Source organism: Actinopolyspora lacussalsi, assembly GCA_030803735.1.
Classification (GTDB): Bacteria; Actinomycetota; Actinomycetes; order Mycobacteriales; family Pseudonocardiaceae; genus Actinopolyspora; species Actinopolyspora lacussalsi.
On the sequence record JAURUC010000001.1, the window covers coordinates 1,785,731 to 1,810,928 of the forward strand.

General features: G+C 65.8%; 17 protein-coding genes. 3 read left to right on the forward strand and 14 right to left on the reverse strand.

Translation table 11 applies throughout. The annotated features are described in order from the left end of the window. Positions 1-309 precede the first annotated feature (309 nt). From drmA to J2S53_RS07850, 7 genes are all read right to left on the reverse strand, one after another. A complete protein-coding gene (gene drmA, locus J2S53_RS07820) occupies positions 310-4,257 on the reverse strand; it encodes a DISARM system helicase DrmA (RefSeq protein ID WP_456240433.1) in 3,948 nt (1,315 codons plus the stop codon). A 494-nt stretch (positions 4,258-4,751) separates the two neighbouring features. Further along, on the reverse strand, positions 4,752-5,057 hold the full coding sequence (locus J2S53_RS07825; RefSeq protein WP_456240434.1) for a transcriptional regulator: 306 nt from the start codon (positions 5,055-5,057) through the stop codon (positions 4,752-4,754). After that, positions 5,054-5,461, reverse strand: a complete 408-nt coding sequence (locus tag J2S53_RS07830; RefSeq protein WP_456240435.1) for a hypothetical protein — start codon at positions 5,459-5,461, stop codon at positions 5,054-5,056. The genes J2S53_RS07825 and J2S53_RS07830 overlap by 4 nt, the downstream gene beginning before the upstream one ends. Before the next feature lie 296 nt (positions 5,462-5,757). After that, the gene (locus J2S53_RS07835) at positions 5,758-7,005 is read right to left on the reverse strand and encodes a type II toxin-antitoxin system HipA family toxin (RefSeq protein ID WP_456240436.1); all 1,248 of its coding nucleotides are present in this window, start codon (positions 7,003-7,005) and stop codon (positions 5,758-5,760) included. 1 nt (position 7,006) lies between these two features. Continuing rightward, on the reverse strand, positions 7,007-8,719 hold the full coding sequence (locus J2S53_RS07840) for a DUF262 domain-containing protein (RefSeq protein ID WP_456240437.1): 1,713 nt from the start codon (positions 8,717-8,719) through the stop codon (positions 7,007-7,009). Positions 8,720-9,271: 552 nt separating this feature from the next. Beyond that, positions 9,272-9,595, reverse strand: coding sequence for a hypothetical protein (locus tag J2S53_RS07845; RefSeq protein ID WP_456240438.1), 324 nt, complete (start codon positions 9,593-9,595; stop codon positions 9,272-9,274). Continuing rightward, positions 9,585-9,992 carry a hypothetical protein gene (locus J2S53_RS07850; RefSeq protein WP_456240439.1) on the reverse strand — a complete coding sequence of 136 codons (408 nt, stop codon included), beginning with the start codon at positions 9,990-9,992 and terminating at the stop codon, positions 9,585-9,587. Before J2S53_RS07850 ends, J2S53_RS07845 begins: the two co-directional genes overlap by 11 nt. A 295-nt stretch (positions 9,993-10,287) precedes the next feature. On the opposite strand from J2S53_RS07850, the gene J2S53_RS07855 reads away from it, so the two are divergent. Together J2S53_RS07855 and J2S53_RS07860 are read left to right on the forward strand one after the other, a co-directional pair. Continuing rightward, on the forward strand, positions 10,288-11,139 hold the full coding sequence (locus J2S53_RS07855; protein WP_456240440.1) for a helix-turn-helix domain-containing protein: 852 nt from the start codon (positions 10,288-10,290) through the stop codon (positions 11,137-11,139). Further along, complete coding sequence (locus J2S53_RS07860) at positions 11,136-11,327, forward strand: DUF397 domain-containing protein (RefSeq protein ID WP_456240441.1); 192 nt, start codon at positions 11,136-11,138, stop codon at positions 11,325-11,327. The genes J2S53_RS07855 and J2S53_RS07860 overlap by 4 nt, the downstream gene beginning before the upstream one ends. Positions 11,328-11,437: 110 nt before the next feature. On the opposite strand, the gene J2S53_RS07865 is transcribed toward J2S53_RS07860, so the two are convergent. Further along, complete coding sequence (locus J2S53_RS07865; RefSeq protein WP_456240442.1) at positions 11,438-11,983, reverse strand: DUF3558 family protein; 546 nt, start codon at positions 11,981-11,983, stop codon at positions 11,438-11,440. A gap of 353 nt (positions 11,984-12,336) precedes the next feature. Between J2S53_RS07865 and J2S53_RS07870 the strand changes: the two genes are divergently transcribed. Continuing rightward, positions 12,337-12,528 carry a DUF397 domain-containing protein gene (locus J2S53_RS07870; RefSeq protein ID WP_456240443.1) on the forward strand — a complete coding sequence of 64 codons (192 nt, stop codon included), beginning with the start codon at positions 12,337-12,339 and terminating at the stop codon, positions 12,526-12,528. Between the two features lie 110 nt (positions 12,529-12,638). Here J2S53_RS07870 and J2S53_RS07875 read toward each other — a convergent pair whose 3' ends face one another. The 6 genes from J2S53_RS07875 to J2S53_RS07900 form a co-directional block, all read right to left on the reverse strand. Continuing rightward, positions 12,639-13,142, reverse strand: coding sequence for a DUF3558 family protein (locus J2S53_RS07875; RefSeq protein WP_456242737.1), 504 nt, complete (start codon positions 13,140-13,142; stop codon positions 12,639-12,641). Positions 13,143-13,180: 38 nt separating this feature from the next. After that, complete coding sequence (locus tag J2S53_RS07880; protein ID WP_456240444.1) at positions 13,181-13,600, reverse strand: hypothetical protein; 420 nt, start codon at positions 13,598-13,600, stop codon at positions 13,181-13,183. Between the two features lie 121 nt (positions 13,601-13,721). Beyond that, on the reverse strand, positions 13,722-15,272 hold the full coding sequence (locus J2S53_RS07885; RefSeq protein WP_456240445.1) for a 3'-5' exonuclease: 1,551 nt from the start codon (positions 15,270-15,272) through the stop codon (positions 13,722-13,724). 38 nt (positions 15,273-15,310) lie between these two features. After that, positions 15,311-19,519: an Eco57I restriction-modification methylase domain-containing protein gene (locus tag J2S53_RS07890; RefSeq protein WP_456240446.1), complete on the reverse strand. Its 4,209-nt coding sequence runs from the start codon at positions 19,517-19,519 to the stop codon at positions 15,311-15,313. Next, entirely contained in the window at positions 19,516-22,662 is a 3,147-nt protein-coding gene (drmD, locus tag J2S53_RS07895; protein WP_456240447.1) for a DISARM system SNF2-like helicase DrmD, read from the reverse strand. The genes J2S53_RS07890 and drmD overlap by 4 nt, the downstream gene beginning before the upstream one ends. A gap of 163 nt (positions 22,663-22,825) precedes the next feature. Continuing rightward, positions 22,826-24,982 (reverse strand): N-6 DNA methylase, encoded by a 2,157-nt coding sequence (locus J2S53_RS07900; protein WP_456240448.1) that lies wholly within the window; start codon positions 24,980-24,982, stop codon positions 22,826-22,828. Positions 24,983-25,198: the final 216 nt, after the last annotated feature.

Here is a 25,198-nt window from a genome sequence, read left to right on the forward strand (position 1 = left end):
AGCGGCATGTCGTACGGCTTTGGGTGGCTGCTCGCTTGGCGGAACCTCTCGCACGGCTCTCGCTGCGGTGCCGGAGACATCGGGTAGGTACTACACAACGTCTCCGACGTCCTCGCGAGAGCCGCACGGGAGAACCCGCGGGTGGTTGGGCTGCGTGAGTGGTAGGAGTGCGCCCCGCGGGGGCGGTAGGTGCTCGGCACCGCGCCGAGGGCGCCGCGATTTCGCGAGAAATTGACGCCGCTGTGCCGGATATTCCAGTGCGTGCGGCACCGCCAACACCTGGGAGAGCCGAGCGAGGGTGGAACGCTGTCACGGTTTGCGTTTGGTGGTGGGCAGTGCGGTGTCGCCGAGTTCGTCGCCCTCGGGGATCTCCTCGTCCTCGGCGTCGGGCTCGCCGTCCGGGGCGGGCGCGAAGGTCCAGGCGGGAGCGTTGTAGAGGGTCTGGAACAGCTCCTCCCCGCCGGGCACGAGCAGGTTGATCTCGTTCTCGGTCTCGCGCATCGACTGCGCCACGGTGCTGTCCCGCCAGGCGTGGTCGCCGGGCTTGGTCAGCAGCGCGCGGCGGGGCTGCTCCCCCCGTCCGGCGGAGCGACCGACGTAGCCGACCGAGTGCTCGCCGTCCTGCTCGCCGCTCCAGAGGTCCTTGGTGCGGCCGAGCCGTTCCGCCAGGTAGTCGCGCCCCCGCTGCCCCCGCACGGCTTCGGCGCGGTCGAGCATCCGTTCGGTGATGCGCTCCACCAGCGGGGAGTCCAGCGCCACTTCCTGCGCGTCGTTCTCCCCGGAGTGCGGCTCGGCGGCGTTGCGCACCGCCGCCACGAACGCGGCGGTGACTCCCCGGTCCAGCGCGCGGCGGGTGTAGGGGGTGACCGAGAGCGCCTCGACCTGCCGGTAGAAGGTGGCGTGGTAGTGCTCGAAGTCCTCGTAGTGGGCCAAATCGCGGGGCCTGGTCCAGTTGTAGAGGGTGACGACCAGCCCCGGCCCGCTGTCGGTGCGGCCCACGCGGGAGGACGCCTGGATGTACTCGGCGGTGTTCTTGGGCTGGCCGGTGACCATCATCAACCCGAACCGGGAGACGTCCACGCCGACCTGCAGCATCGAGGTGGCCAGCACCACGTCCACCGGGTCGCGGCCGTCCTTGCGGCGCTGTTCGCGGCGTGCGCTGAGCGGATGCGGCTCGGGGGTGTCCTTGCCGCGGGAGGACTTGCGCCGCTGCTCGTAGATCTCTCGCAGGTTCGCGCGGATGGCGTGGCGCCGCGTGGTGGTGTCGATCTCGGCGTCGAAACCGTTCTCCAGGTGGGTGAGCACCTCGCTGATGTCGGCCGAGGAGATGCGGGAGGTCAGCTCCTGGATGTTGAGCATCGCGGCGCGGCTGGGCAGCCGGTCGGAGATGCCGCGCCTGCGGCCGTGGGTGCGGACGCGGGTGGCCACGTCGTCGTCGAGGGAGCGCCGCATCCCGGCGAGTTCCCTGGTGGCGTTGAAGTAGCCGACCAGCGTCATGTACGGGTCGGCCGCCGCGCCGTGCTGGTCGAACAGGGTCTGCCCGGCCAGCAGCAGTATCTCGGCGACGCGGATCTCGGCGGATTTCAGCCGCACCCCGTGGGCGCAGATCCCGAGGTAGCGCCTGCCGGGTTTGTCCGCGGTGGACACCTGGTGTGAGAAGAACGTGTCGGAGACCTCGGTGACCTGCGGCGGGAACACCGCCAGATCGCGGTTGAACACCCCGCGCACCTGCTCGCCGGAGCGTTTGGTGGTGGCGGTGGAGGCGATGATCTTCGGCCCGGCCTCGTTGCCGCCGGGTGTGCGCCAGCAGCACAGCTCGTCCACCGCGGACTCGAACAGCCCGACGGTGGTGCCCAGCGCCCCGGAGATCAGGTGCAGCTCGTCCTGGATGATCAGGTCGGGCGCGCGCAGCCGCGCCACGGGCTTGCTGCTCACGTTCGGGTGGCCGCTCTTCTTCTGGTGCTTGTCGGCGCAGCCGGTCTCGGCGTCGAGGTCGGCGTGGCGGTAGCCGTGCCGGGGGCACCAGCGGCGCACCCGGCCGAACAGCATCCCGGCGTAGCCCTTCCAGGGCAGCTGGGCGAGCTTGTCCACGGTGGCGATGACGAGGCTGGGCAGCAGCCGGTAGATCTCCTCGTCGACGGTGAGGATGGGCAGGCCCTCGGGCGAGTGCGGTTTGGAGAACGGGCAGGCGTCGCTGCCCTCGGCGTTGGGGCAGTGCAGCAGCACCCGGCGGGTGGCGGTGTCGACCTCGGCGTCGCGGTGGGCGAGCAGCGCGGAGCCGCACCAGGGGCAGGCCAGGGTCTGCAGCACGTTGGCGCGTTTGCCGTCGCCGGCCTCGCGGGCGTCCCGGATCTGCTGCTCGGCCTGGCCGAACCAGTTGGGTGAGACGCTGCCGCCGACCCACAGTCCGATGCGGAACGGTTCGGCGCCCCAGGTGGCCTCGTCCTCGCGCCGGATCATCTCCGCCGCGCACACCAGCGCCGCGGCGCGCTGGAACTGCTGCGCGGTCAGCAGCCGCAGGGTGTAGCGCATCAGCACCGCCACCCCGGCCCCGCCGTCGCGGGCGTCCTCGCCGCTGCCGAAGGTGCCCTGCAACCGGCGGATGGCGAAGGTGAACGCGGTCAGCCCGAGGTAGGCCTCGGTCTTGCCGCCGCCGGTTGGGAAGAACAGCAGGTCGAGCACGGCGTTCGAGTCGGCTGCGCGTTCGGCGTGGTCCGGGTCGACCAGCGAGGGCAGGTTCAGCAGCACGAAGGCGAGCTGGAACGGCCGCCAGGAGGCCCCGGCCGCGCCGTTGGCCTGTACCCGCTGCTTGGCCTCGGGGTAGCCGATCTCGGTGGTCTCGCGCAGCCGCGCGAGGTCGGTGTGGCGGCGTTGGGCGGCCATGGCGCGGTTGGCGAACCGGAACGCGGCCAGCGCGTCGGCGTGCCCGGGGTGTTCGGGGTCGGTGAGCAGGTCGATGCCCGCCTGTACCCGGTCGGCGGCGCGGCGTGCCTGGAAGACGGCGGATTCGGCGGTCTCACGCAGCGAGTCGGGCAGTTCCCGCGCTTCGGACTCGCGCTGGTCGAGCCAGCGGCGGTACCCCTCGGACAGTGGTGCCAGCCCGGCGCGCAGTTCGAACGACGCTGCGGTGGCGAGGGTGTCCATGGCGAGTTCGGTGCCCGCCAGCGGGCTGCCCTGCTGGTTGCCGGGCGCGACGGTGGCGGGGACCTCGTAGGTGGGCAGCCAGGTGGTTTCGAGCTGGTGGGCGCGGCGGGCGCCGGGGGTGGTGTGTGGGTGCACGGCGACGTTGTGGCCGGAGGCGTAGCGCAGCTGGCCGCGGTAGAGCAGCCGCAGGTGCTGTTCCTCCGGGTCGTCCTCGGCGGCGCTGTCGTGCAGCGGGTCGTCGGCGGGCAGGAACACCGGCGACGCGCCGTCGAGGGCGGTGACGCGCAGCCGGGTCTGGAACATCCAGGACTCCTCCTGCGGGGTGCCCTCCCGTTGCGCGTTGACCAGGGTGAGTTCCACGACGCGTTTGCCGTCGCGGTCGCGGGCGGTCACGGCCAGCAGCACGCCGGGTTCCTCGGCGGTGTCGGCGGTCAGCGGCAGGCGGTGCGAGCGGGTGCCGTCGAGCCGGACCTCGCGGCTGACCGTGACGGGTTCGCGGGTCCAGAGCCTGCGCTTGGCGCCTTCGGCGGTCTCGGTGTCCTCCTTGGCGTAGCGGCCCCATTCGACGGTGACGTGCAGCGCGGTGGTGTCCCGCGCGACGGTGCAGCTCAGCCCCATCGAGGAGGCCCAGATGCGGCCGAGGCTCTGCGGGCTGAGCACTTCGGGGGGAGCGCCGCCGCCTTCGCCGTTGGCCTCGCCGCCGGTCTCGGCCCCGGTGTCCGGCGCGGGTTCGGCGTCGGCGGTGGGGCGGGCGTCCTGTTTGGGGCCGAGCATCCCGACGAGGTAGCGCTCGCGGGGGCCGCTGGAGCCGTAGGGCAGCTGCTCGGCGTCGCCGTCCCACGGGCCGAGCAGGTCGCGCACGATGAGTTCCTGCAATCCGTCGCGCACTTCGGCGCCGCTGGTATCGGGGAACCGCTGCTCGGTGTCCAGCAGCCGGGTCGGGTCCGGCCGCGCGTCGGCGTCCTCTCCGCCCGCGCCGGTGTCGCGGGTGCCGCCTTTACCGCCCAAGCCGGTGCCGCCCGAGCGGCGCGCCGTGCCGGTGGGCATGTCGAGGCTGCCCTGTTCACCGTTGGGGTTCATGAACAGTCCGTCCGAGCTGTCCGGGGTGGTCATTTACGGTTGTGCTCCCTCTCGGTGGCTCTTCTGGGGCGGTGGCTCGCTGTCGGTGGCTCGTCCGGGGTCGGTCGGGGGAGACAGCTCCACGGACCGGGAAGCCGGTACACCGCCGCGCCGCGCCGGTCCGGCGGTGCCGCGCGGCACCGCTTCGCGCACGCGCCCCGGCCGGTACGGGGATCACGCGGTTCGGTGATCATCTCGATTTCTCTCACACGGGTCCGACACCGGTTGCCGCGCCGGGCGGCTCGCCCGGAGACTCCTCGAACAAGGTGTCCAACGGCGGACTTCCTCGAAGTCCTGTCCGCCGGGCGCGAGGATCGTCGTCCCACCAGTGGCAGAGGATAAACCAGCTCACGGCGGAGTTGGCCCGGAATTCGCATACATCGGATACCGATCGTTCAACGGACCTGACCGAGCGCGTACGGCGTGCCAGTACGCGTCCGGCGTGCTCGCGAGCGCTTTCGCCGACAGGGCACGTGTGGAACCGCCGCTCACGGCCCGAAGGCCACCCGGTGCAGCTCGGCGAGGTAGTCCTCGAAGCGGGACCGCCCTTGCTCGGACAACCGGGCTCTGGTGATGGTGTGGCGGTGGCGCTGCACCTTTTTGATCTCGATCAGCTCCTCGCGATGCAACACGCCGAGCTGGCGTGACAGTTCGGCAGTGGTGATTTCCAGGCTGCGTTGCAGGTCGCCGAAATCGGCGGCCTGCACGTGCCGCAGCGCTCCGAGGATCGCCAGTCGCACCGGTGAGTGCAGGATGGTCGGAAGTGCTTCGCGGGGGTCTCGGGCCGTGCTCATCGGCGCCACCGCGCACCGATGAAAACCGCCAGCATCACAGTCGCTACCGCCGAAGCGACCCAGGCGGATGTCCCACTGGAGCCATCGGACCAGAGCAATTCGTATACGGGAAACGTGCCCGCGAGCAGCGCCGCGCCTGCCAGGAGCGTGTCGATACGCCGCCACGGTGCGCGCCCCGGAGCGCGCAACGCCGCCCAGTGCCACGAGAACGGAACAGCCAGGATCACTAGGGCCGCCAACAGCGACCACACCAGCGACGGATCGGATTGGATCAACCAGCTCGCCCCGGCACTCAGCGCACCGAGGCTGAGCACCGCCAGTGCGATCTCCACGACACGTGGTCGCCGGTACAACGACGGGGCACGGCGGACGCTCTCCAGAGCCTGTCGTGCCTGGTCGGTCATCTTCGCTCCTTTCGGTGCCCAGTCAACTGATTCGATTTTCGCAACCAGTTACAAAAAACGAAACAGCGCGCTGAGGTCAACCACTGCCCCGCGAGCTCGTCGCGGCGATCCGCTCTGTGATCACATTCAAGGTGGTCGCCACGTCCAGCCACGAGGCTGGCCTGCTCACACCCCGGAAGCTGAGTGCCGCAAGCGATCCCCTTTGCCGCCCGAGCGGCGCGCCGTGCCCGTGGGCATGTCGAGGTTGCCCTGTTCACCGTTGGGGTTAATGAACAGTCCGTCCGAGCAGTGCTCGCTCAAGTTGTGGTCTTCTTGAGTAAAGTGGTGCTGCGTCGCGTGATGCTTACGTCGATGCTGTCCCGCAGTTCGGGATTGGGGTCGAGCAGTGGTGCGAGTCGCGGCCATTCCCGGCGGACCTTTTCCACGGTCTCGGCCACTACTTCGGGAAGACCCGCGCGTGGCGCTTGCAGACGTCGTTGCAATCGCTCGAATGTGTCAAGGGTAATTCGATCGAACCGCCTGGTCTTGCCGAATTTGAGCGCCATATCCTCATATTCACCCGATTCTTTGTAGTACTCCGTGGCGACTAGATCATAGGCTGGAGCCAGATTCGGGATACGAGTGTTCCGGTATATCAGCGACCAGTTCTTTAGGTGCGCGTCGCCGTTGGAGATGAGCGCATTGAATGCAACCCGGCGGGCGAACTCACGCAGCGCCTCAAGATCGCGGTAGCGGTAGGCAAGGAAGGCGACAGTCTCGTAACTTCCTTCATACTTCTGGCGCGGATAAGTGTTGCGGAGTTGGGCAAAGTCCTCGATGTGGACGAGCCGACGCTGCTCGTCGCGGTCGAAACGACGTACCGCGTAGGCAAGGTTTTCCCCGCTTTTCCAGGCATTAGACGGCAAACCCGCGATCTCTTCGCGCTGAACGAGCAGGACCTCGGGAACATCGATCCCTGCTTCGGCGCCCAGCCGCATCATGGTGTATTCGTTACGGGGGACATCGGGGTGCAACGGGTCGGGAAGTTTGACGATCCAGTCACCGCCTTGGCCATGGGCGGGCATGGTGAGCCGATCCTGCTCACGGAGCATGGAGAACTTCAACGCCACCCCCGCTAGCGAGAAGCCGAACTTGCCATCCGGACGTTGTTTCGAGCGACCGCGGTAAGGATCACCGTCCGCAGCGTTCGTATCGGGCTCTTCTGGAGAACCGTCCTCTGGAAGCACCCGCACCGCACCGGGCAGGTCATGGCCGACCTGGGCGAGCAGCTCCATCTCACGATCGGCGGAGACGTGCCGTTGTTCGGCAATCCACTCGCGCAACAGCCCCTCAGGCAACAGGTTAGAGAACCAGGGTGGCAACCGCAACGAGCTGCTGTGTCTGGCACCGGGGTTTTCCTCGAACACGAGTCCGAGCACCGGACGCTCGAAGTCGGCGAGATAGTTCGGGTCCGGGCTGAACCAGGTGTAATCACCGCGCTGATTGAGCGATCCCACGTAGTGCTGCTGTAGCCAGACGCCGTACCTGCGTTGGGTCTCGGTCATGTCAGCCTTCCCGCATGGTATCGATGTACGGCTCTGAGGGGGACAGTTCGTCTTCCCCGTCAATAACCAACTCGCTCAACGGTGGAGTATCTTCGTAGTCCCATTCACAGTTGCGACGCAGAAAATCGGCGACTGTTTCGTGCAACAGTTGCTGCCTCTGTTCGATAAACCGAGTAATCTCGCCCGTAGCCCACAAACCCGACAACTCGGGAGTTATTAGGTGGGAACGTTGGATATCACGCCACTGCTGTTCCTCCAGCTGGTTGATGTTGCGCAGCAGCAGCTCCTGAACCTCTCCACGATCATGTCGCAACACCGGGAGCAGTATCCGATTTGCCGCACTTGTGCGAATCTCATCAGGAATTTGCTTGGGAAAAATGAGGGTATAAACCGCGTCAGAGGCTGTCCACTGGCCGGTCAAACTTTCAGCCAGCTCGGTACGGTCGAATACCTCCCCACTTTCCGGGTCTCGGATATCGTTTTCCCACCAGCTACACAAGATAATCTTACTTGCTGCAGAGTTTGCCCGAAACTTGCGAACATCTGGCACTGGAAGTTCGACGGGCTTTTCTCCCAACGCGTTCAACATGCCCTGGACGGACCCGGTTTCATCTTCCGAATTAATCCGCTGCCCGAGAATTCGAGTAGCACCAGTGGTTCCTCCCGGGAATATACCCGGTCCGATGGCAGCGGCTCGCCAGTAGCAACGACGCAGCAACTTACGGTTACGAGCTGCAGGTTCGGGATGGCAAGCGAAAAATCGCGACAAAACGATAAGTAGATAGCGGAACGGCAGCAGAGCCACGTGCGGTACACCCACTTCATCCTGCAAGAACGCTACGGCACGCATCAGGGAATCCTCGGCTGCTCGATAAGCAGCGTCCCTTCCTTCGCTATCGGCCACACTGAATTCGTTGCGAATCTCACGCTGGGTATCGGGGTGACGTCGGACGAGCACTGCCTGCAGCACGGTGTCCTCGTCGAGTTGACCGAAACGACGTTCCTCGTCAAGATGCGCTGCGATAACCGGAAAACTCAACCGCTCTTGGGCCGTATTCTCGTCACCGGCATTAAGCGCAGAGAAAACTTCTGCCTTGGTAAGTCGCTTTCCGTAATTGTTCATACGGTCGAAGATATCCTGCAATACTTGCTCATCATTGTGCTCCACTCGGTATGCGGGCACAGAGTACTGCCGAATCTTCTGAGTGGCCGCACTTGCTTCATCAAAGTATTCATTGATCTCCGGGTACTGCCAGAACCATTTCATGACCTGCTGAGGGTCAAACAATACAGGAAGCGGAATAACCAGAGGTGAGTTCCCAGAGGCAGGTTTAACGAAACGCTTGTTCTCCAGGTGGTAAGCGAGTGCAAAACGAGGATCAGACTGGGATTGCGAATGGACTACATTGGCAAGAGTGGTGATGCGCTGCTGACCGTCCACCACCCAAAGTGCGTTGTCAGCGGCAGCAGCATCGATGTGAAGCGCACCGAACTGGAGCTGTCGCGCCGGGGGAGCCGGGCGGGACCACAGCAACAAGCTTCCGATGGGATAGTTCTTCAGGATACTGTCGAAGAGCTTGAACGCATCCTCCCGTTTCCATCTGAAAGCCCGTTGGAAGTGCGGGACACGGATCTCACCCTCCCATGCCTTGCTGACCAGCTCTGCCACGCTGAATGTTGTCGCACTGCGTGACACATCACCCGCTGTAGTCATACGTTCCTTTCGGTACTCAGTTGTGGCGTTGCCGCTGAAGGGTACGGCCGACGAGGATGGCTACTCCCACACAATAAGATCATCACGAGTGTTCCTGTTGGGCCAGGATGCACGTACTCATTCGCAATGGCGAATACTGGGGCTCTGTAGCCGTGTGGTGTAGGGCGCTGCAGTGTCAGGACTGGAACACGTAGACCGAACTTCGTCGCCGCGCAGTACTCGTAAGTCTGGCTACTGCCTCCTTCGAGTGTTGTGGATCGAAGCGACCACCGTCAGCACGCACTGAGCAACACCACCGCTCACGTGGCCATCAGTAAAACCGGAGGTTTCGCCACGAAACCGCAAGCGGCCTCCGGCAAGTGCCCTCCCAGCCGAAGCGGCGCAGTTGCTTACTACTGCCCTGGCAATCGGCGCTGACGCGGGTTCTCTGGTGCGGCTCTCGCGAGGAAGGCCCGACGTGGGGTAGGTGGCTACTCGATGTCGGGCTTGGCCAGAGCGAGAGCCGTGCCGGAGGTTCCGCCAAGTAACCACCCAAGCAGACCAGCCGGAGATTCACCTGCCCGATGCGGGGACGAGTTCGGAGCATCCGGACCAGCAGAGGTAGTCCTCGATGACCTCGGTGTCGTCGGCGATGAGGTCGTGGAAGGCGTTCTCGTCGGGTCTGTGGTGCTGGTCCAGCGGCATGATCGCGATCTGGTACATCCCGAACCGCTCTTCGGTGCGGTAGAGCACGGCCAGTGCCCATTCGCGCAGCCGGGGCAGGGCTTCGGCGTCGTCGACGCGGTCCTCGGTGGGCTGGTGGTGCAGCAGTTCGGTGTAAGAACCCAGCGAGTCGGGGTTGACCACCCGGTACAGCGTCATGGCGTTAGAGAACATGGTTGCCTCCTGAGTTGTGGCGTTCGGATCGTTCGGGTCGGTGGTAGGGGCATTCGCGGGGGCCGAGCGGGTCGAGGTGTAGGTACAGCTCCCCGCTGGTGGTGAGGATCAGCGCGTCGAGGGGGTAGCCCAGCGCCAGCAGGTGGTGGTCGCCGCAGCTGTCCCGAGACTTCGAGTCGACTGGGGCAGGGCCGGTGGCGGGGTTGTGCCGCACGGTCACCGCCTCGCTGCGGTAGCGCTGCACGGTTCCGGCCAGCCAGGCCGCCGCGGCCTGCGGCGTGAACAACACCGCCACCGGCCGCCGCCTACGACGAGACCTGGAGCAACTGGCCCGCAGATCCACATGGGCGTGCCAATGCAACGCCAGGTCGTACCAAGCACTCGGCGACGGAGTCACGAGAGCTTCCCGTCAACCGCAGGACGAAGCGCCCTCAGCCCGACTCGCCCGCCCGAGATCACCACTGTCCAACCATCGCCGCGTGACGCGACGCGAGCAGGCGCACGACTCGCACCCACCACAACGGACACTTCCCGAGGCGGGATGTACGGAGATCTGCCTCTCGTGAACATGGCGTTGCCTCCCGATGATGGCCTATGTTGTTGCCGGATCCAGAATCTGACACCGGATCCAAAGAGACAATGCCTCGTTCGTGTGTAGTTGTGCGAAGTTGTGATCACCTAGGATTTGGCTCATGGCCGGAGTCAGAGACGGACACACTCCCAAAGCGAGATTGCTCGGCGCTGAACTACGTGAGCTGCGCGAACAAGCTGATATGACGGTTCGTGACCTCGCGAAACTGCTTGAGGTCTCGCAGGGAACCGTGTCTCGCTACGAACGGGGCGAACGCTCGCCGAAACCGGAATACGTGGCTCGTGTTGCCGGAACTCTTGGAGTCACTGGATCCAGGTATGACGAACTGGTGGAGTTCGCAACCACGGCCACCACACCAAACATGATCGTGGATGGATCCAAAGGGCTTCATCGACATCTGATCGAGCTGTCGGAGTTCGACAGGACTGCCGAGCGGGTCCTGCACGTGGCTCCGATGCTGATTCCCGGTCCGATGCAGACCCGGTCCTATGCCCGCGAGATGATGATCAGCCTTCCGCCCGATGAGCAGGACGTCCGTGTCGAACTGCGAATGGCACGAGCAGCCGTCCTGAATACGCCGTGCCAGGTAGGGGTGATCTTGGCCGAACGAGCACTACGCGAACCGTTCGGCAGTGATGCGCTGATGGCAGAGCAGGTACGTCACGTACTCGCTCTGTCGCAACAGGAGAACATCGAGGTACGCGTCCTACCGAGCAAGCTACGGCGCTGGACTCTGGCCCATGACGGCGCGTTTGTGTTCTACGAATTCGCCAAAGCTGATCCGATCGTGCATCTGGAGCACTTCCGTGGGCCAGCTTTCCTGTATGACGTGCAGGATGTGAAAGCATATCGCGAGGAGACGGATACGCTCATGAAAGCGGCCATGAGCCAAGAGGACTCGGACGAACTCATGGTCTCCATAGCTGACCAGTTCGAAGGGAGTTCCCAATGAGGACCACACCAAGCGGATGGCGGAAGTCGAGCCGGTCTGGACCGAACAGCAGCTGCGTCGAGGTCGGCCGGGTCAGCGACGGCGCTGCGGTCCGCGACACCAAGGACCGCTCGCTCGGCTACTTCACCACCACGAGCGCCCAGTGGCAAACATTCCTGAACGCGGTCAAAACCCACCGGTTCCACTGAGACAACCCCGGCGCCACAGCGCCTCCGACACCACCGGAGGCGCTACCCGCGTCCCCACTCCTGCCAAGACCGAAGCACGCCTATCAGCGCGGCGTGTCGACGACACCCGCTCACGCGGGCTCAGGAACATTCGGCTCGATCTTCTTCGCGATCTTCAAAGCCTCAGCGCACTCATCCTCGTCGTCAGGCAAACGGATCTCACGGGCTCGGACTTGGACGATTCCTTCTCCCACGTCGAACATAACGCCGCAAGCCCGCGTCTGTGTTGCTCCTTTGGTGATCACTCGGGCTCCGGAGCGACCATTGACCTCAAGACGCTCGAACTCAGCCCAAACTGATTTCTGCGCGGATGAATCCACCGTTTGACGGGTGTTTTTCTCCATCCTCACAGTGAACGGATCACCTTCGTAGTAGCAACCCGGCTTCCATGGTAGTTCACTTTTGGTCTTTCCCGGCACTTCCAGCCCGAATGATCTTAGGGTATCCAAGGAAAGCATTTCGCACGGTTTAACACTCACTAATGCCTCACTGGAAGGCGAGTTCCCACTCGTCTCTGACGAGCCGTCACCAGCACCTTCACTCGGCGAACATGCGGAAGCCGCAATCAACGCCGCCCCAGCAACAGCGGTCAACAACGAGCGTGTCCACAATTTCACTGCGCACCCCTTCGCAGATCATCGGCAGCCTGTTCATCGGTAGCCTGATAGTTCTTCTTTGCCTGCTTGAACAGATCCGCCATGCGACGCAATTCATCAGCGAACTGTTTCAAGAGATCCGCCGCGCCAGTCGAACCGTTGCTCTCCTTCTTCTAAACTTGGTAGTCAATTGCTGGTCCGACAAATATTCCCCCAAGCGAACCACTGGAAATTCACTCACTCAAGCGAGTTCGCCCTCTTCGAGTTGAAAAGCACCGCCAGTCACTGGGTAGCCTTTTCGATGCGGCGATGCGCCCGGAGGAGACGAAGGACTTCATCGCGGACCGGACAAGCAGCAACGAGGAGAAGGCATCGTGACGGAAACTGTTACGCGCTGGCGTAAGTCCAGTCGGTCAAGCAAGCACACCGCCTGCGTCGAGGTCGGCCGGGTCGGCGACGGCGCGGCGGTCCGCGACACCAAGGACCGCTCGCTCGGCTACTTCACCACCACAAGCGCGCAGTGGCAAACGTTCCTACACGCGGTCAAAACCGACCGGTTCAGCTGAGACAGTTTCGGCGACGCAGCGCCTCCGCCAACACCGGAGGCGCTACCCGCGCCCTCACTCACATCGAGACCGAAGCACGCCTATCAGCGCGGCGTGTCGACGACACCCGCTCACGCGGGCTCAGGAACATTCGGCTCGATCTTCTTCGCGATCTCCAACGCCTTCTGACATTCGTTCACATCGTCAGGCAGTTGATTTTCGCGAGCCTGAACCTGGATTAATCCCTGACCGGCGTCAAACATCACATTGCACAGTCGAGCCTTCGTAGTCCCCTGGTTAATAGCCCGAGCTCCGGTACGGCCGTTTACCTCAAGGCGCTCGAACTCAACCCAAACAGATTTCTCCTCTGAAGAAGAGACTGTCTCACGCGTATTTTTTTCCATCCTCACTGAAACCGGTTCACCAGAGTAGTAGCATCCCGGTGCCCAAGGTAGCTGGTCCTTAGGTTCCCCCGGCACTTCCAGACCGAATGACTTCAGAGCCTCCGAAGACAACATTTCGCACGGCTTCACAGTCGCCAATGCTTCACCTGACGGTGAACTCCCAGTCGTCTCTGAAGAGCCGTTACCAGCACCTTCGCTCGGCGAACACGCAGTGGCTCCGATCAGCGCCATTCCGGCAACAGCCGCCAACAACGATCGCGTCCACAACCTCACTGTGCACCCCTCCGCAGATCGTCGGCAACCTGCTCATCGGTAGCCTGATAGTTCTTCTTTGCCTGCTCGAACAGATTCGCCTTGCGCCGCAGCTCTTCAGCGAACTGCCCCAACAAATCCGCCGCACCACTCGAACCGTTTTGAGCCTTGTTTCCGAATTTGGCCGCCAACTGCTGTCCAGAGGTGTAAGCCCCCAGACCTGGAACCTGCTGCAACCTACCGGCTGAAACAGCGAGCTCATCGGCTACTTTGGCCTCACGCCTGTACACCTTGGCCGCGTGGTCGGCGGCTTGGGGTTCCATGCTCAGGCCGCCGCCCGAGATCTGCTGCTGGATCCAGGAGTTCTCGTCCCGGATCGACTGCAACGCCGCCCCAGCACCCACGAAACCGGACGCATCGGCGCTCTGCTCCGCCATCACGGCTCCCTTCACATCACAGGCACGCTCACCGTGCACGACCCCACTCACTCACGATCACCCTAGCCGAACCAGCCCCCACGTTGGCCCGCAATCAGTGAACCCGAGCGTGACCGCACTCTCATGCGACGATCTGGCGAATAGCCTCAGCCACGGCGAGAGTGACAGCCCCGGCGAGCACGGCCGCGCTTGCGCATCCGCCGCCACCGGCGGCTGCTTTCTCGGAATCGCTTGCACCGCCACGCCGCTCGTAGGGCTGGAGGAACATGCTGTAGTACTGCCCTCCGTTGAGCTCCCGGCGACGCCAGAACTGGTGCCACTCTGGAGGTCCCTGCTGCGTTTCAGCTGCTTTTTCGGCGTTCAACCGTTCGGCTGCCTGCTGACCATCGGAATCGTTGAACAGGGAACCCGCGGATTGCTCGATCACATCCCGCAGCTTCCGTTCCCCCTCATCAGGAGAAAGTACCTCGATGCCCTGATCGCGCGCTTTGGCCAGGCGGGAATCATCACCTGATACCTCGTCGGCGATGACCATCCGGACAGTCTTGGTGGGATTGATCGCAACAGCGGCCCCGTGGGATGCCGCCATGTCCATGACGGCGCTGATCCGCTCCGACTCGCCAACCGGAAGGATTCGCCACCCTTTGAGCGGACCGTTGCGTCTGGCCTTGTCAGCGGCCGCCGCCGCCTCAAGATCGCTGATCAGATGACTGGCAGCGAGTTCCTTACCAGCGCGAGTGAGTTCCTTGAGTTCCGTAGCGGTAACTTTTCCGTCCGCTTCCGCCTGCGCACGGGCTTCTGTCAGGAAATCCTCGTGTACCTGCCGAGCCGTACTCTGGGTGAGCCCCGCACGAGCAGCGAACACGGCGAGCTGAGTGGCTTCCTCCCCCACCACACGACCGTCGCTGAGTGCGTGGCCGAGCATCGAGCGGTAATCGGCCAGTTGTTCGGCTCTGGGTACGGGTGGGTTTGTCATGTACGGCAGGCGCGCTGTCAGTGTGGCAAGCCATCCTTCGGTGCCTTTGCGCAGTCCGGCAGCGCGCGGAGCGATACTTCCGGTCCGGGGATGCTCCGGTAACGTGACCGGCGATTTCCCATCCCACGAAAGTTGCTGCGGTGCTTCGTTGATGAGACGCGCCAGGGTGGCGGCGAGAGAACGAGCATCCCCCAGCGCGGAATGCCAGGCGCTGGGCCACTCGCCGGTCACGAGGTTGACGACGTTCTCCAGTCGGTAACCGTAGCGGTCGAGCTGGGACCGCGCCAGAACAAGACTGCACAATCCCGGCACTTTCCGAATGTCCATACCGAGGCGGCCGAACTCGGCGGAGAGGAACTTTTCCTCGTACGGCAGGTTGTGGCTGACCACCACCGCGTCGCTGAGAAAAGCCAGCAGATCTCCGGCTATCTGCTCGAACGTGGGCGCGGTTTTCACCTCGGTGTTGGTGATGCCGTGGTGTTCCTCGTTGTTGATCCGCACACCCGGATTCACCAGGGTCGAGTACTCGTCCAGCACCGTGCCGTCGCCACGCATTCGGACGACGCCGACCTCGCAGACCCGAGATCCCTTGTTCGGATGGAGCCCGGTGGTTTCGAAATCGAGCACCGCGAAAGTCAGACCACGCGGGTCCACCCCCTGCTTGCGGGTGAGTTTGGTATAAGCGAAAGTGAACACAACCGGGCCTCCGTTCCGGTTTGGCAAGGGGATTCGGGTCACTCGAACAGCTTCGGCTCGTCATCCTGGTTGGTGGGTTTTTTAGCCGTGGCTTTTTTGGTGGTGCCCTTTTTCTTGTCGTGCAGGCCCTGGGCGACTTCCTGTTGGTAGCGCTCGTGGTTGAGTTCGAGCAGGCTGTCCAGGATCTCGCGCTGGGCCGCGGGGCCGATGGTGTAGCGGGTCTCGCGGCCGACCGGGTGGAAGCCGTGGTCCAGGCCGCCGACCGCGTCGATGCGATCCTGCCAGCCGTAGGCGCGCACCGTGGCCTCGTCGATCTCGCGATGAATCCGTCGCAGCTCTCGAACGTCCGAATCCGTGCACTCCGGATCGAACACCAGGTTGTAGGTCTTGGTAAGCCCAGAATCCCGCGTGAGCATCACGTCCCGGCGATAGCGATCCAACTCGTCACCGAGATCCCGGAGTTCCTGAGTGAGTTCCGGCAGCGGGAATGTTTCAAATACGTTAGAAGGAATATAGCGAAAATCAGCCTTCATCTTCGAGCCGTACGCCTTTGCCCACAAGTAGTGTTGCGCGCTTGACAATATCGCCAATCTTCCAGGATCATCGAAAGCAAATACAATCAACATATGAGAAAATACTTGCCCTTCAGGAACCATAACAGGCATTGCTGTCCGGCTTGTCTGAGCAATCGCCACCACTCGCTCTAAATCAGCGATAGCCGAATGAAGATTGGGCCTTGTAGCAAGGAACTGCCACCATCGCTCACGTGCACTAGAGCTGTATTTATTATTTTCGCGCTCTGGACGCACTAGCCGTGCAACTTGATTATAGCAGTCCTTGTACTCTTTAGCTTTCCACTCAGGCCAATCATGGAAGTTTATAACCCAACGACTGGGGGAAGTATCAGGATTCGAATTTAGATCGCTTCCATTGAGATACGGAAACAAAACATCGTTATTTTTGTGATCTTTCTCAATAAGATCTCTCGCACTACTGACATCCATCGTAAAACCAGTGCCAAGTATGTTACTCCCTTGAAAAGCGATGCCTTGATTTGAAACGAGCCTTTCAGGGTTTCCTTGAGCTCTAGATTTAGGATCGAGCGAAGATTCAATCCCAGAAACCGGAATTTCGTCAGAAATAATACTTGCTGAACCAGGAACAGTGTAACTAGTTATCCAAACGGCACAGTACTCCAGCATCGCCGACCTCGATGGCCACGGCTTAGACTTCACAGAACGCCTGATTGTGTTTCCGTCACCAACGATCTGATCCAGCCCGACACGTCTACTGTCACCTTGAGCCAGCGTGTTTGTGGCGATGATGCCGGATTGACCGCATTCGTTGAGCAACTGATGAAGTCGGAGTGCGAAATAAGCAACTAGATCACCGGTGCCACGAACTCCTCGTACGCCACGCCCCAGGTGGTTAACCAGATAATCCCGGTAGCTGTCTCCCAATGCGGTCTGTAGCTTCAGCCCACCCAAGAACGGCGGGTTCCCCACCACCGCATCGAAACCACCGTCCTCGAAGACCTCGGGGAAGACCAGCGGCCAGTGCAGCGTGTCGCGGCCGAAGTTGCCCGCGGGCAGGTCGGTGTCCAGCCACTCGCGGGCCTGCTCGCGTGCGCGGGCCTCGTCGGTGTGCATCCGCCGCGCGTGGTCGGCGGCGGCGATGGAGCCGTCACGCAGCCCCTTCTCGCCACGCCCGGCGTGCGCCAGCGCGGCGCCGACGGTGAGATCCGCGGCCAGCTCGGCCCGCCTGCCCTTGAGGTTGGCCTCGGCCAGCAGCGCCCGCTTGCGGTTCAAACCCTCCAGGGTGGTGCCGTCGATCTCGCGCAGCTCGCGACGCTGCTCGGCCACCTCGGACACCAGCGAACGAACATCGGCGGTGAAGTCCACGGGGGACCGCTCGTGGATCGCCCTGCCCTTCTTGGCGTCCAGGTGCATGTACTCCAGCTGCTCCAGCGAGGTGATCCCCAACAACGAGTCCCCCGCCACCAACCGGTCATCCAGGAAGGTGAACGGCCGCTGGGAATCCATCGACACCAACCACAGCGAGAGCTTGGCCATCTCCACCGCCATCGGGTTGATGTCCGCGCCGTACAGGCAGTGCTCGATCACCTGCCTGCGCGCCTCCACCACCGCCGGGTCCTCCTCGCTGTCCCCGGCGTGCTCCTGCGGCTGGTACTCGCGCACCCGCTCGTCGTCCTCGGCGATCCAGGCCTCCAGCAGCCTGCCGCCCAGATACCGCGCCGCGGCCACCAGGAACGCGGCCGAGCCCATCGCGATGTCGGCCACCCGCAGCTTGAGGATCTCGCCGCTGGGCTTGAGCCGCCACTCGCGCTGCTCGGCCGTGGTCAACGGCCCCGGCTCGTAGACCAGCGGCTCCAGCGCGTGGCGCACCACGTCCTCGGCCAGGAACCGCGGCGTGTAGTGCGTGCCGGTGTTGGCGCGCAGCGGCGACTCGGTGACGAACAGCTCCCCGCCCAGCACCACCACCGGCAGCTCGCGCAGATCGTCGCGGATCACGCCCCGGAACGGCAGCAGCCGCTCGGTCAGCGCGGCATCGCCCCTGGTGACGCCGAGCAGCTTCTTGCGCCGCTCCTCCCGCTCCACCGCGTCCGGCGGGGCGAGCCGCTTGGCCAGCTGCTTGGCCGTGCCGATGCCGGAGTCCTTGAACTCGGCCGCCAGCGTCTCGGCCAGCTCAGTGGTGTCGGCGCTGGCGGCGGCGAGCTCCTCCAGCCGCCGCAGCGGCACCTCGGCCTCCCTGCCCTGCTTGCCGACCAGCCCCACGGTGGTGTCCTCGGCGCGGAACCCGTCGTAGGAGAGCAGGCCCTCGTAGACGTAGCCGATCTGCTCCACGTCCAGCGTGCGGAACGACAGGGTGCGCCGCTCGCGCGACTTGCCGCTGCCCACCCAGACGTGCTGCACCGAGCGCAGCATGTGCAGCACGGTGCGGTCGTCGATGTTCAGCGGCAGCCACGGGAACGCGTCCGGGTCGAACAGCGAACCGTCGTGCGGGTGCATCGTCAGCCTGGGATGGGTCACGCCCCGGTAGACCGCCTCGAACAGCGCCAGCAGCCGGTACCAGCCGGTGTAGGTCTGCTGCAGGTCCTCCTCGCTGGACTCCAGCTCGCGCCGCTCCAACTCGTCGTAGAGCCGCCCCGCCGAGTAGGTGGTGGCATACAGCTCGTTGTCCGAGGGCAGCAGCCTGCGCTCCTCGGCGAACAGCAGGAACACCACGCGCATCATCACTGACACCGTGCCGCGGTAGACCTCGTGCGCGGCCACCGAGTCCAGTTCGGACTCGCCACGGCGGCGCTGCTCGGTGCTGGCCCGGCCGAACGCCGCCACCAGCAGCTCCACCGCCTCACGCACCTGCACGCCCAGGGCCTCGGTGATCTCCTCCTGCGAGTCCTCGCTGGCCTGGAGCAGCTCGGGCAACCGCTCGCCCGCCGGCACCGCGAAGAACCGCTTGCGCCCCAGCAGCGAGACGAAGGCGCGCACCACGTCGCGTTCGGCGGCCTCCGGCCACGGCACCGCGTCGAACACGGCCGTGGTGGTCACCCCGGTGCGCGGGGCGCGCACCAGCGCCCACCAGCGGCCGTCGGTGACCAGGCCGAGCTCGACGCCGTGGTGGCGGCACAGCTGGGCCAGCCGATCGGCGGGCGTGGCGGCCCAGCTGGAACCGGCGAGGCGGGCGGTGGGCTGCTGGCCCGGCTCGCAGACCATGCCGAGCAGCCGCACCGCGTCCGGCTTGACCTGCTCGGCCGACTCGTCCGGCTCGCCTGGCTCGACCGACTCGGCTGGCTCGACCCACTCTGCTGGCTCGACTCGCTCGTCCGATTCGGACCGCTCGCCCGGCTCGGCCCGCCCGCCCTGCTCGACGTGCTCGTCGGGTTCGACCAGCGCGAAGGAGGGCGCCAGCCGGGTGTCGTGCTCGGCCACGTCGAGCGAGAGCCCCTCCAGCCCCTCGCGGCGCAGCCGCTCGCCCCAGCCGAGCAGCTCGCCGAGCACGTAGTCGATCCAGTCCCGCTGCCCCGCGGCCACGTCGGCCTGCCAGGCCGAGTGCGCGCGACGCAGCCGCTGCCTGGTGGGCTTGTCCAGCGCGTCCGGCCCGCTCGGCCAGTGCCGCTTGAGCACCGGCAGCGAGAGGAACGGGCCGCTCACCTCGACCAGGTCCAGCCACTCGCGGTGCTGCTCGGCTGCGTCCGGTGCCTTGCGGTGGAACGGTTTCGGGCTCATCGGGTCGCCTCTCGCTTCGGCACGACAACGATCACGGCTACGGGGAAACGGTGCGGTTCCTGCTCGCGGTAGCGCTCGGCGATCACGCCGAGCTCGCGGTCCCGCTCGGTGGCGAGCTGATCCAGCCGCTGCTGCCACTTCTGCCGGTCGCGGCGGTACTGGGCGCGCTCCTCCCGGCTGCGGCTGACGTCGGCGCGGCTGAACAGCGCCTCCTCCGCCTGGTCCTCGTCCTCGGCCAGCTTGGCGCGCAGCGTGCTCGCGAACTGGTCGATGACGGTGTTGATGCGCTCCCGCTCGGCCTCCTCGCGCTGGGCCAGCGTGCGCCGCAGCGAGTCCCGCCGGGTGTTGGTGCGCCAGTCGATGGCCGAGAGCAGACCGTCCCGGACCTTCGGCCAGCGGCCCACGATCCGGTTCCACACCGGCGGGGGCGCGGGGGTGCCGTCGGTCAGCGCGCGGTCCAGGATGCCGCCGAGCGTGCTGAGGTTCTCCAGCCTGCGGAACCGCCCGTTGGCCGGTGCCCAGCCGCCCGCGTGGATGACCTCCTCGTGCAGCCGCACCCCGTCGGCGCCGACCAGCACGAACCGCGAGTACGCGCCGACGAGCACGTCCTCCAGTTCGGGATCGTCGCTGACCACCGCGGTCACCCGGTGCAGCTCCGAGTTCTCGTTGGACACCGCCGAGCGCAGCAGGCCGGTCGACATCGACACCAGCGGGTGGTTGAGGTGAGCCAGCACCACGTCGTCGCGGCCCTCGGCCACGGCCGGGTCGAAGGTCACCGGCAGCTGGCGCGGTTGCTCGGCGGTTCGCGACCGGTCGGTTTCGACCGGTTTCTCGGTCAGCCCCTCGGTGGCGCGGGTCCAGGAGCCGGTCAGTGCGGGCACGTCGTACAGCGTCCCGGGCACGGGGGCCTCGCGGTCGTCGACGTGCTCGCGCAGCGGCTGCTGCCCGGCCAGTTCCAGCGCGGTGTCGACCACGCGTTTGACGCGCCGCGGGGTGGTTCCCAGTTCGCTGACCGTGCGGTCGAGGTTCTGCCGCAGCTTGCGGACCTGCTCGCGCACGTTCGACTCCACCACGAGCCGGTCCTTCGTGCTGCCCGCGCTGTCCACCTCGTCGTCGCGAACGGTCTGGCCGAGCATCCGGCGCTGCACCTTGTCCGAGAGCACCGCGTTGACCGACCCCAGGTCCTCGGCCATGCGGGCGACCTTGTCGGCCACCCGGGCGAGGAACTCCAGATCCGCCTCGTAGGAGTCCACGGCGCCGTCCCAGCCCGTGCCGACGAAGTGCCGGACCTCGGGAACCCGGCTCTGGCCGTAGCGGTCGATGCGGCCGATGCGCTGTTCCAGCTTGTTCGGGTTGAACGGGATGTCGTAGTTGACCAGCCGGTGGCAGTGCTTCTGCAGGTCGATGCCCTCGCTGGCCGCGTCGGTGGCGAGCAGGATGCGCAGCGGGTGCTCGCTCGGGTGCTTCTGGAAGGCCAGCCGCAGCCGCTCGCGCTCCTCGGTGCTCATGCCGCCGTGCAGCTCGGCCAGCTTGTCACCGCCGAGGCCCTCCTGCCGCAGCAGGTTGGCCAGCCACTGCTGGGTGTCGCGGTACTCGGTGAACACCACGACGCGCTCGTCGGTCCAGTCCCGGTCCGGTTTGCACACGTACTGGAGGTGCTTGATCAGCTCGCGGGCCTTGGCGTCGGGCTGGGCCTCGTGCGAGCGCGCCCACTCCCGCATCCGCTCCAGCAGCCCGATCTCGTCCTCGGCCGGGTCCGGCTGCATCGGGCGGGTGCGGTCCAGCGCGTCGTCCTCGGCGTCGGCCATGTGCTCGTCGTCGTAGGTGGCGAGCTCGTCGAAGAACTCGTCCATCCACTCCGGAACGTCGTCGTCGAGCTGAGCCGAGCCGGACCGCGAGCGCAGCGTGTCCAGATACACCCCCACGGTGTGCTCGAACGCTGCGGGGCTGGAGAACAGCCGCTTCTTCAGCAGCAGCGTCACCAGGTCGGTGGCCTTGCGGCCCCGGCGGGAGGCGAGCTTGTCGCGGCGAGCGGCGGCGAACCGGGTCAGCAGGCCGTGGATCTCGCGCTCGCTGTCCGGGTACTCCACCGGGATCGCCATCGCGTGGCGGCGGGCGAAGCGCGGATTGCCCTCGGCGTCGGTGATCTCGGTCTTGAGCCGCCGCACCACGGTCTCGTCCACCGCCGCCCGATCCGGCTCCACGCCGCGGGCGAACCGCTGGTCGTCGAGGATCTCCAGCAGCGCGGTGAACGACGCCTGGTAGCCGTTGTGCGGGGTGGCCGAGAGGAACAGCCGGTGCGTGAAGTGCGGGGCCAGCGTGCGGATCAGCTTGGTCTGCTGCGAGTCCACGGCGTAGACCTGCTTCGGCGCGGCCGGGGCCGCGTGGTGGGCCTCGTCCAGGATGAGCAGGTCGAAGGTGCGCGGGTAGGTCGGTCCTCCGGCGGGCAGCACCTCGTTAAGCAGCCGCTGCGCCTTGGCGCCACGCAGCCAGGGCAGGCTGACGATGGCCTTGGGGAAGATGTTGAACGGGTTGGCCGCGCTGCCGTACTCGCGGCGCACCCGCGCGCAGCACTCGGAGTCGATGACCGTGAAGTCCAGGCCGAACTTCTCGGCCATCTCGTCGCGCCACTTGGCGGTCAACCCGGCCGGGCAGACGATCATGATGCGCTTGCCGCGCTGGCGCAGCAGCAGCTCCTGGGCCACCAGACCGGCCTCGACGGTCTTGCCCAGGCCCACGTCGTCGGCCAGCAGCAGGTTCACGCGCGGGGAGTCCATGGCGCGGGCGACCGGTTCGAGCTGGTAGTCCTCGATCGCCACGCCCGAGCGGAACGGCGCCTGCAGCGTCTTCACGTCGGCCGAGGTCACCGCCGACCAGCGCACCGCGTCCAGGAACGCGGCCAGGCGTTCCGGCGGATCGAAGTCCTGTTCGGGCAGCTCCGGCAACGAACCGGCGGGCAGCACCTGCCTGCCCGGTTCGAGTTCCCAGAGCACCTCCAGCATCTCGCCGTAACGGCCGTCCTCCACGCTCTGCAGCCCCACCAGGGTGCTGGTCTCGCCCTGGTCGACCTCGCTGACGACCCACTTCTGCCCACGGACCGAGACCAGCGCACCGGTCTCCAGTCCCTCACTGGTCGTTGTCATCGGCTTTCCCCCGGCCGGATCGGTTTCCCCGCAGTCGTCGCACGAACGCGACCTGCGGAAATACTACTGACGAATGATCATTCACTGACAGGTGTTCGGGTATCGGATTCGCAACGACGAAGCCGGGACGATGTCGCGCCCGGCATCGCGGGGTCGCCGGTGGTCATCGGGAGTCCACATCGGATTCCGTTTCGGAGTCGTCGGTCGGCGGCAGCAGCGCGCCCTCGGTGAGTCCGGCGGTGGTCTCGCGGAGCGCCTCGGCCGCGATCCGGTCCACCGCGCGGGCCGACTCCCGCATCTCGTGCAGCCGCCGGAAGGCATCGCCGTAGCCGCGCTGCCGCTCCGGCGGCACCAGCGGTACCCGCAACCGCTTGGCGTCCAGCCGCAGGATCGAACTGCCGGTGGTGGCGCTGTGCGTGTTCTCCTCCGAACCGAGGAAACCGGCCAAAAACCACGCGTCGAACCGTTCCGGATCCGGCCGCAGCAGATACAACTGCCGGCCCAGCAACGCCCCCACGTCCTCGGCCGTTGCCACGCGCACCGGCACCCGCCGCAACCCCTTGAGCGTGTCCGGCAGGATCACGTCGCCCTCGGCGATCTCCACCGTCTCCGAGGGCGGCTGCCCGGTCGAGCCGGAAGGCACCGCGTGCTCCCAGACGTCGGCGGAGGTGAGCACCCGCCGCGCCACTTCGGCACCGGCGGTCTCCTCCGCCGCACCGGAGGTCGAGATCCGGTGCAACTCCAGCGCCCCGCCCCGCAGCAGATCGGCCACAGTGGCCGACTGCCAGGCGACCGGCTCCGAACCGGCGGAACGCCACTCCGGAACGTCGAGCGAGTCGAGCAGTTCCGAACCGGCGCGGTGCAGCCGCTGCCACGACCGCAGCACCTGATCGTGCCTGCGCGCCGGATCGACCGCACCCGCACCGGTGTGCACCTGGCGTCGCGGCGTGAGATCGACGTTCTCGTCGAGCACGTCCACGGCCGGGCGGGCGCAGGCGACTCCCGGCACTGCCTCGAAACCCTCCGGGTCGGCCAGGAAGTCGCGCCAAGCTGGCAACACCCGCTCCCGCAGCGCCTCCCAGGACAACGCGGCACGCCCCGAGACGCGCTGCTCGCCCGAGGAGTCCGGGGGCAACGCCGTTTCCTCGGCCGGTGGCTGCAGGAACAGCACGGGGGCGACCTCGCGGTGCTCGGGGTCGGGCGCGGCCAGCAGCCACAGGTGCAGCCCGAGGTGCGAGGGCACCGCCGCGCCCGGCGGCAACCCGATCACCGCCCGCAGCGCGCCGGAACGCACCAGCTGGGAACGGATCCGACGCCCGGAGGCCCGCTCCGCCACGCCGGGAGGCAGCAGCAGCACCGCCCGGCCGCCCGGTTCGAGGTGGGCCAGGCAGTGCTGCACCCAGGCCAGTTCGGACTCCGACTTCGGCGGCAGCCCGTAGACCCAGCGGGGGTCGTAGGCGACGTCCTCGTGGCCCCAGTCCCGCACGCCGTACGGCGGGCCACAGACCACTCCCCCGGCACGCAGCCGCGGGAAGGCGTCCGCGCGGAGGCTGTCCCCAGTGCGGATCAACCGCTCGGCCGAAGTCGCGAGATCCAGCCGAACCGAGCTCAACGCCGCCAGCGGGTCGTGCGCGTCCTGGCCGGACACCTCGGCGGCACCGGCTTCGGCCGCCGCGAGCAGCAACCCGCCCGCCCCGCAGGCCGGGTCGAAGACTGACTTCGGGAACCGCTCCTCGCCGGGAGCCAATAGCGAGACCATCAGCTCGGCCAACGGCCGAGGGGTCGGGGTGGTGCCGGTCTCCGGGTCCTCGGTGATCAGCTCGGTGAGCACGTCCAGCGCGGCGAGCACGCCCTCGGCGGCCACGCACTCCAGCAGCGAGCGCAGCACCGTCGCCGGAACCTCGTCCGGAAGCGGCCCGCGTACCCCCGAGCTCTCGGTGAGGTTTTCGGTCATCGCCCGGTCCAGCAGCTCCCACTGCCTCGGTTCGGGCGAACCCGCGATCAGGGCGCGTTCGGAGTCGTCAAGCCCGGCCAACGCCGACAGCAGCGGCAGCAATCGGACGGCCGGGCCGCCGATCTCGTCCCCGGTTGTGCGCAGCGTGTCGCGCAGTTCCTCCCGTGGTGTTCGTCGCGGGAGCTGGCCCCGCTCCGACAGCCAGCTCCGCACCTGTTCGGCGTCGTAGGCGGGACTGCTGTCGGTTCCACCCACCGGCGCCGGAAAGTCCGGGTGGCGTCGGCGCCAGTTGCTGACCGTCGCCCGCGTCACCCCCGCGATGCGGGAGATTTCGGCAGCGGTCAGCTGCGCGGCTGATTGGGGCATCGCGAGGTCCTGTCCTGTTCCGGGAGCCGAGCCGTAAACAGCCTACAACATCGATCAAATCTGTAAACACGTTTGACAGTGCTTTCAGCTTATGGTTTTATGATCACGCTTTCAACGCGGCGGGGTGTCAGGCGATCGCACCCCAGACCTGCTTTACGAGAGAAGCCAGAGCCCTTCACCGAGAGAGTCCAGACCCGCTCCACGAGAGAGGAAAAC

Excerpts from the sequence above, each read along its gene's own strand:
- drmA (WP_456240433.1), bottom strand. The coding sequence starts at position 4,257 with ATGACCACCCCGGACAGCTCGGACGGACTGTTCATGAACCCCAACGGT.
- J2S53_RS07890 (WP_456240446.1), bottom strand. The coding sequence starts at position 19,519 with ATGAGCCCGAAACCGTTCCACCGCAAGGCACCGGACGCAGCCGAGCAG.
- J2S53_RS07835 (WP_456240436.1), bottom strand. The coding sequence starts at position 7,005 with ATGACCGAGACCCAACGCAGGTACGGCGTCTGGCTACAGCAGCACTAC.
- J2S53_RS07900 (WP_456240448.1), bottom strand. The coding sequence starts at position 24,982 with ATGCCCCAATCAGCCGCGCAGCTGACCGCTGCCGAAATCTCCCGCATC.
- J2S53_RS07830 (WP_456240435.1), bottom strand. The coding sequence starts at position 5,461 with ATGACCGACCAGGCACGACAGGCTCTGGAGAGCGTCCGCCGTGCCCCG.
- drmD (WP_456240447.1), bottom strand. The coding sequence starts at position 22,662 with ATGACAACGACCAGTGAGGGACTGGAGACCGGTGCGCTGGTCTCGGTC.
- J2S53_RS07825 (WP_456240434.1), bottom strand. The coding sequence starts at position 5,057 with ATGAGCACGGCCCGAGACCCCCGCGAAGCACTTCCGACCATCCTGCAC.
- J2S53_RS07845 (WP_456240438.1), bottom strand. The coding sequence starts at position 9,595 with ATGTTCTCTAACGCCATGACGCTGTACCGGGTGGTCAACCCCGACTCG.
- J2S53_RS07855 (WP_456240440.1), top strand. The coding sequence starts at position 10,288 with ATGGCCGGAGTCAGAGACGGACACACTCCCAAAGCGAGATTGCTCGGC.
- J2S53_RS07860 (WP_456240441.1), top strand. The coding sequence starts at position 11,136 with ATGAGGACCACACCAAGCGGATGGCGGAAGTCGAGCCGGTCTGGACCG.
- J2S53_RS07840 (WP_456240437.1), bottom strand. The coding sequence starts at position 8,719 with ATGACTACAGCGGGTGATGTGTCACGCAGTGCGACAACATTCAGCGTG.
- J2S53_RS07880 (WP_456240444.1), bottom strand. The coding sequence starts at position 13,600 with ATGGCGGAGCAGAGCGCCGATGCGTCCGGTTTCGTGGGTGCTGGGGCG.
- J2S53_RS07875 (WP_456242737.1), bottom strand. The coding sequence starts at position 13,142 with ATGGCGCTGATCGGAGCCACTGCGTGTTCGCCGAGCGAAGGTGCTGGT.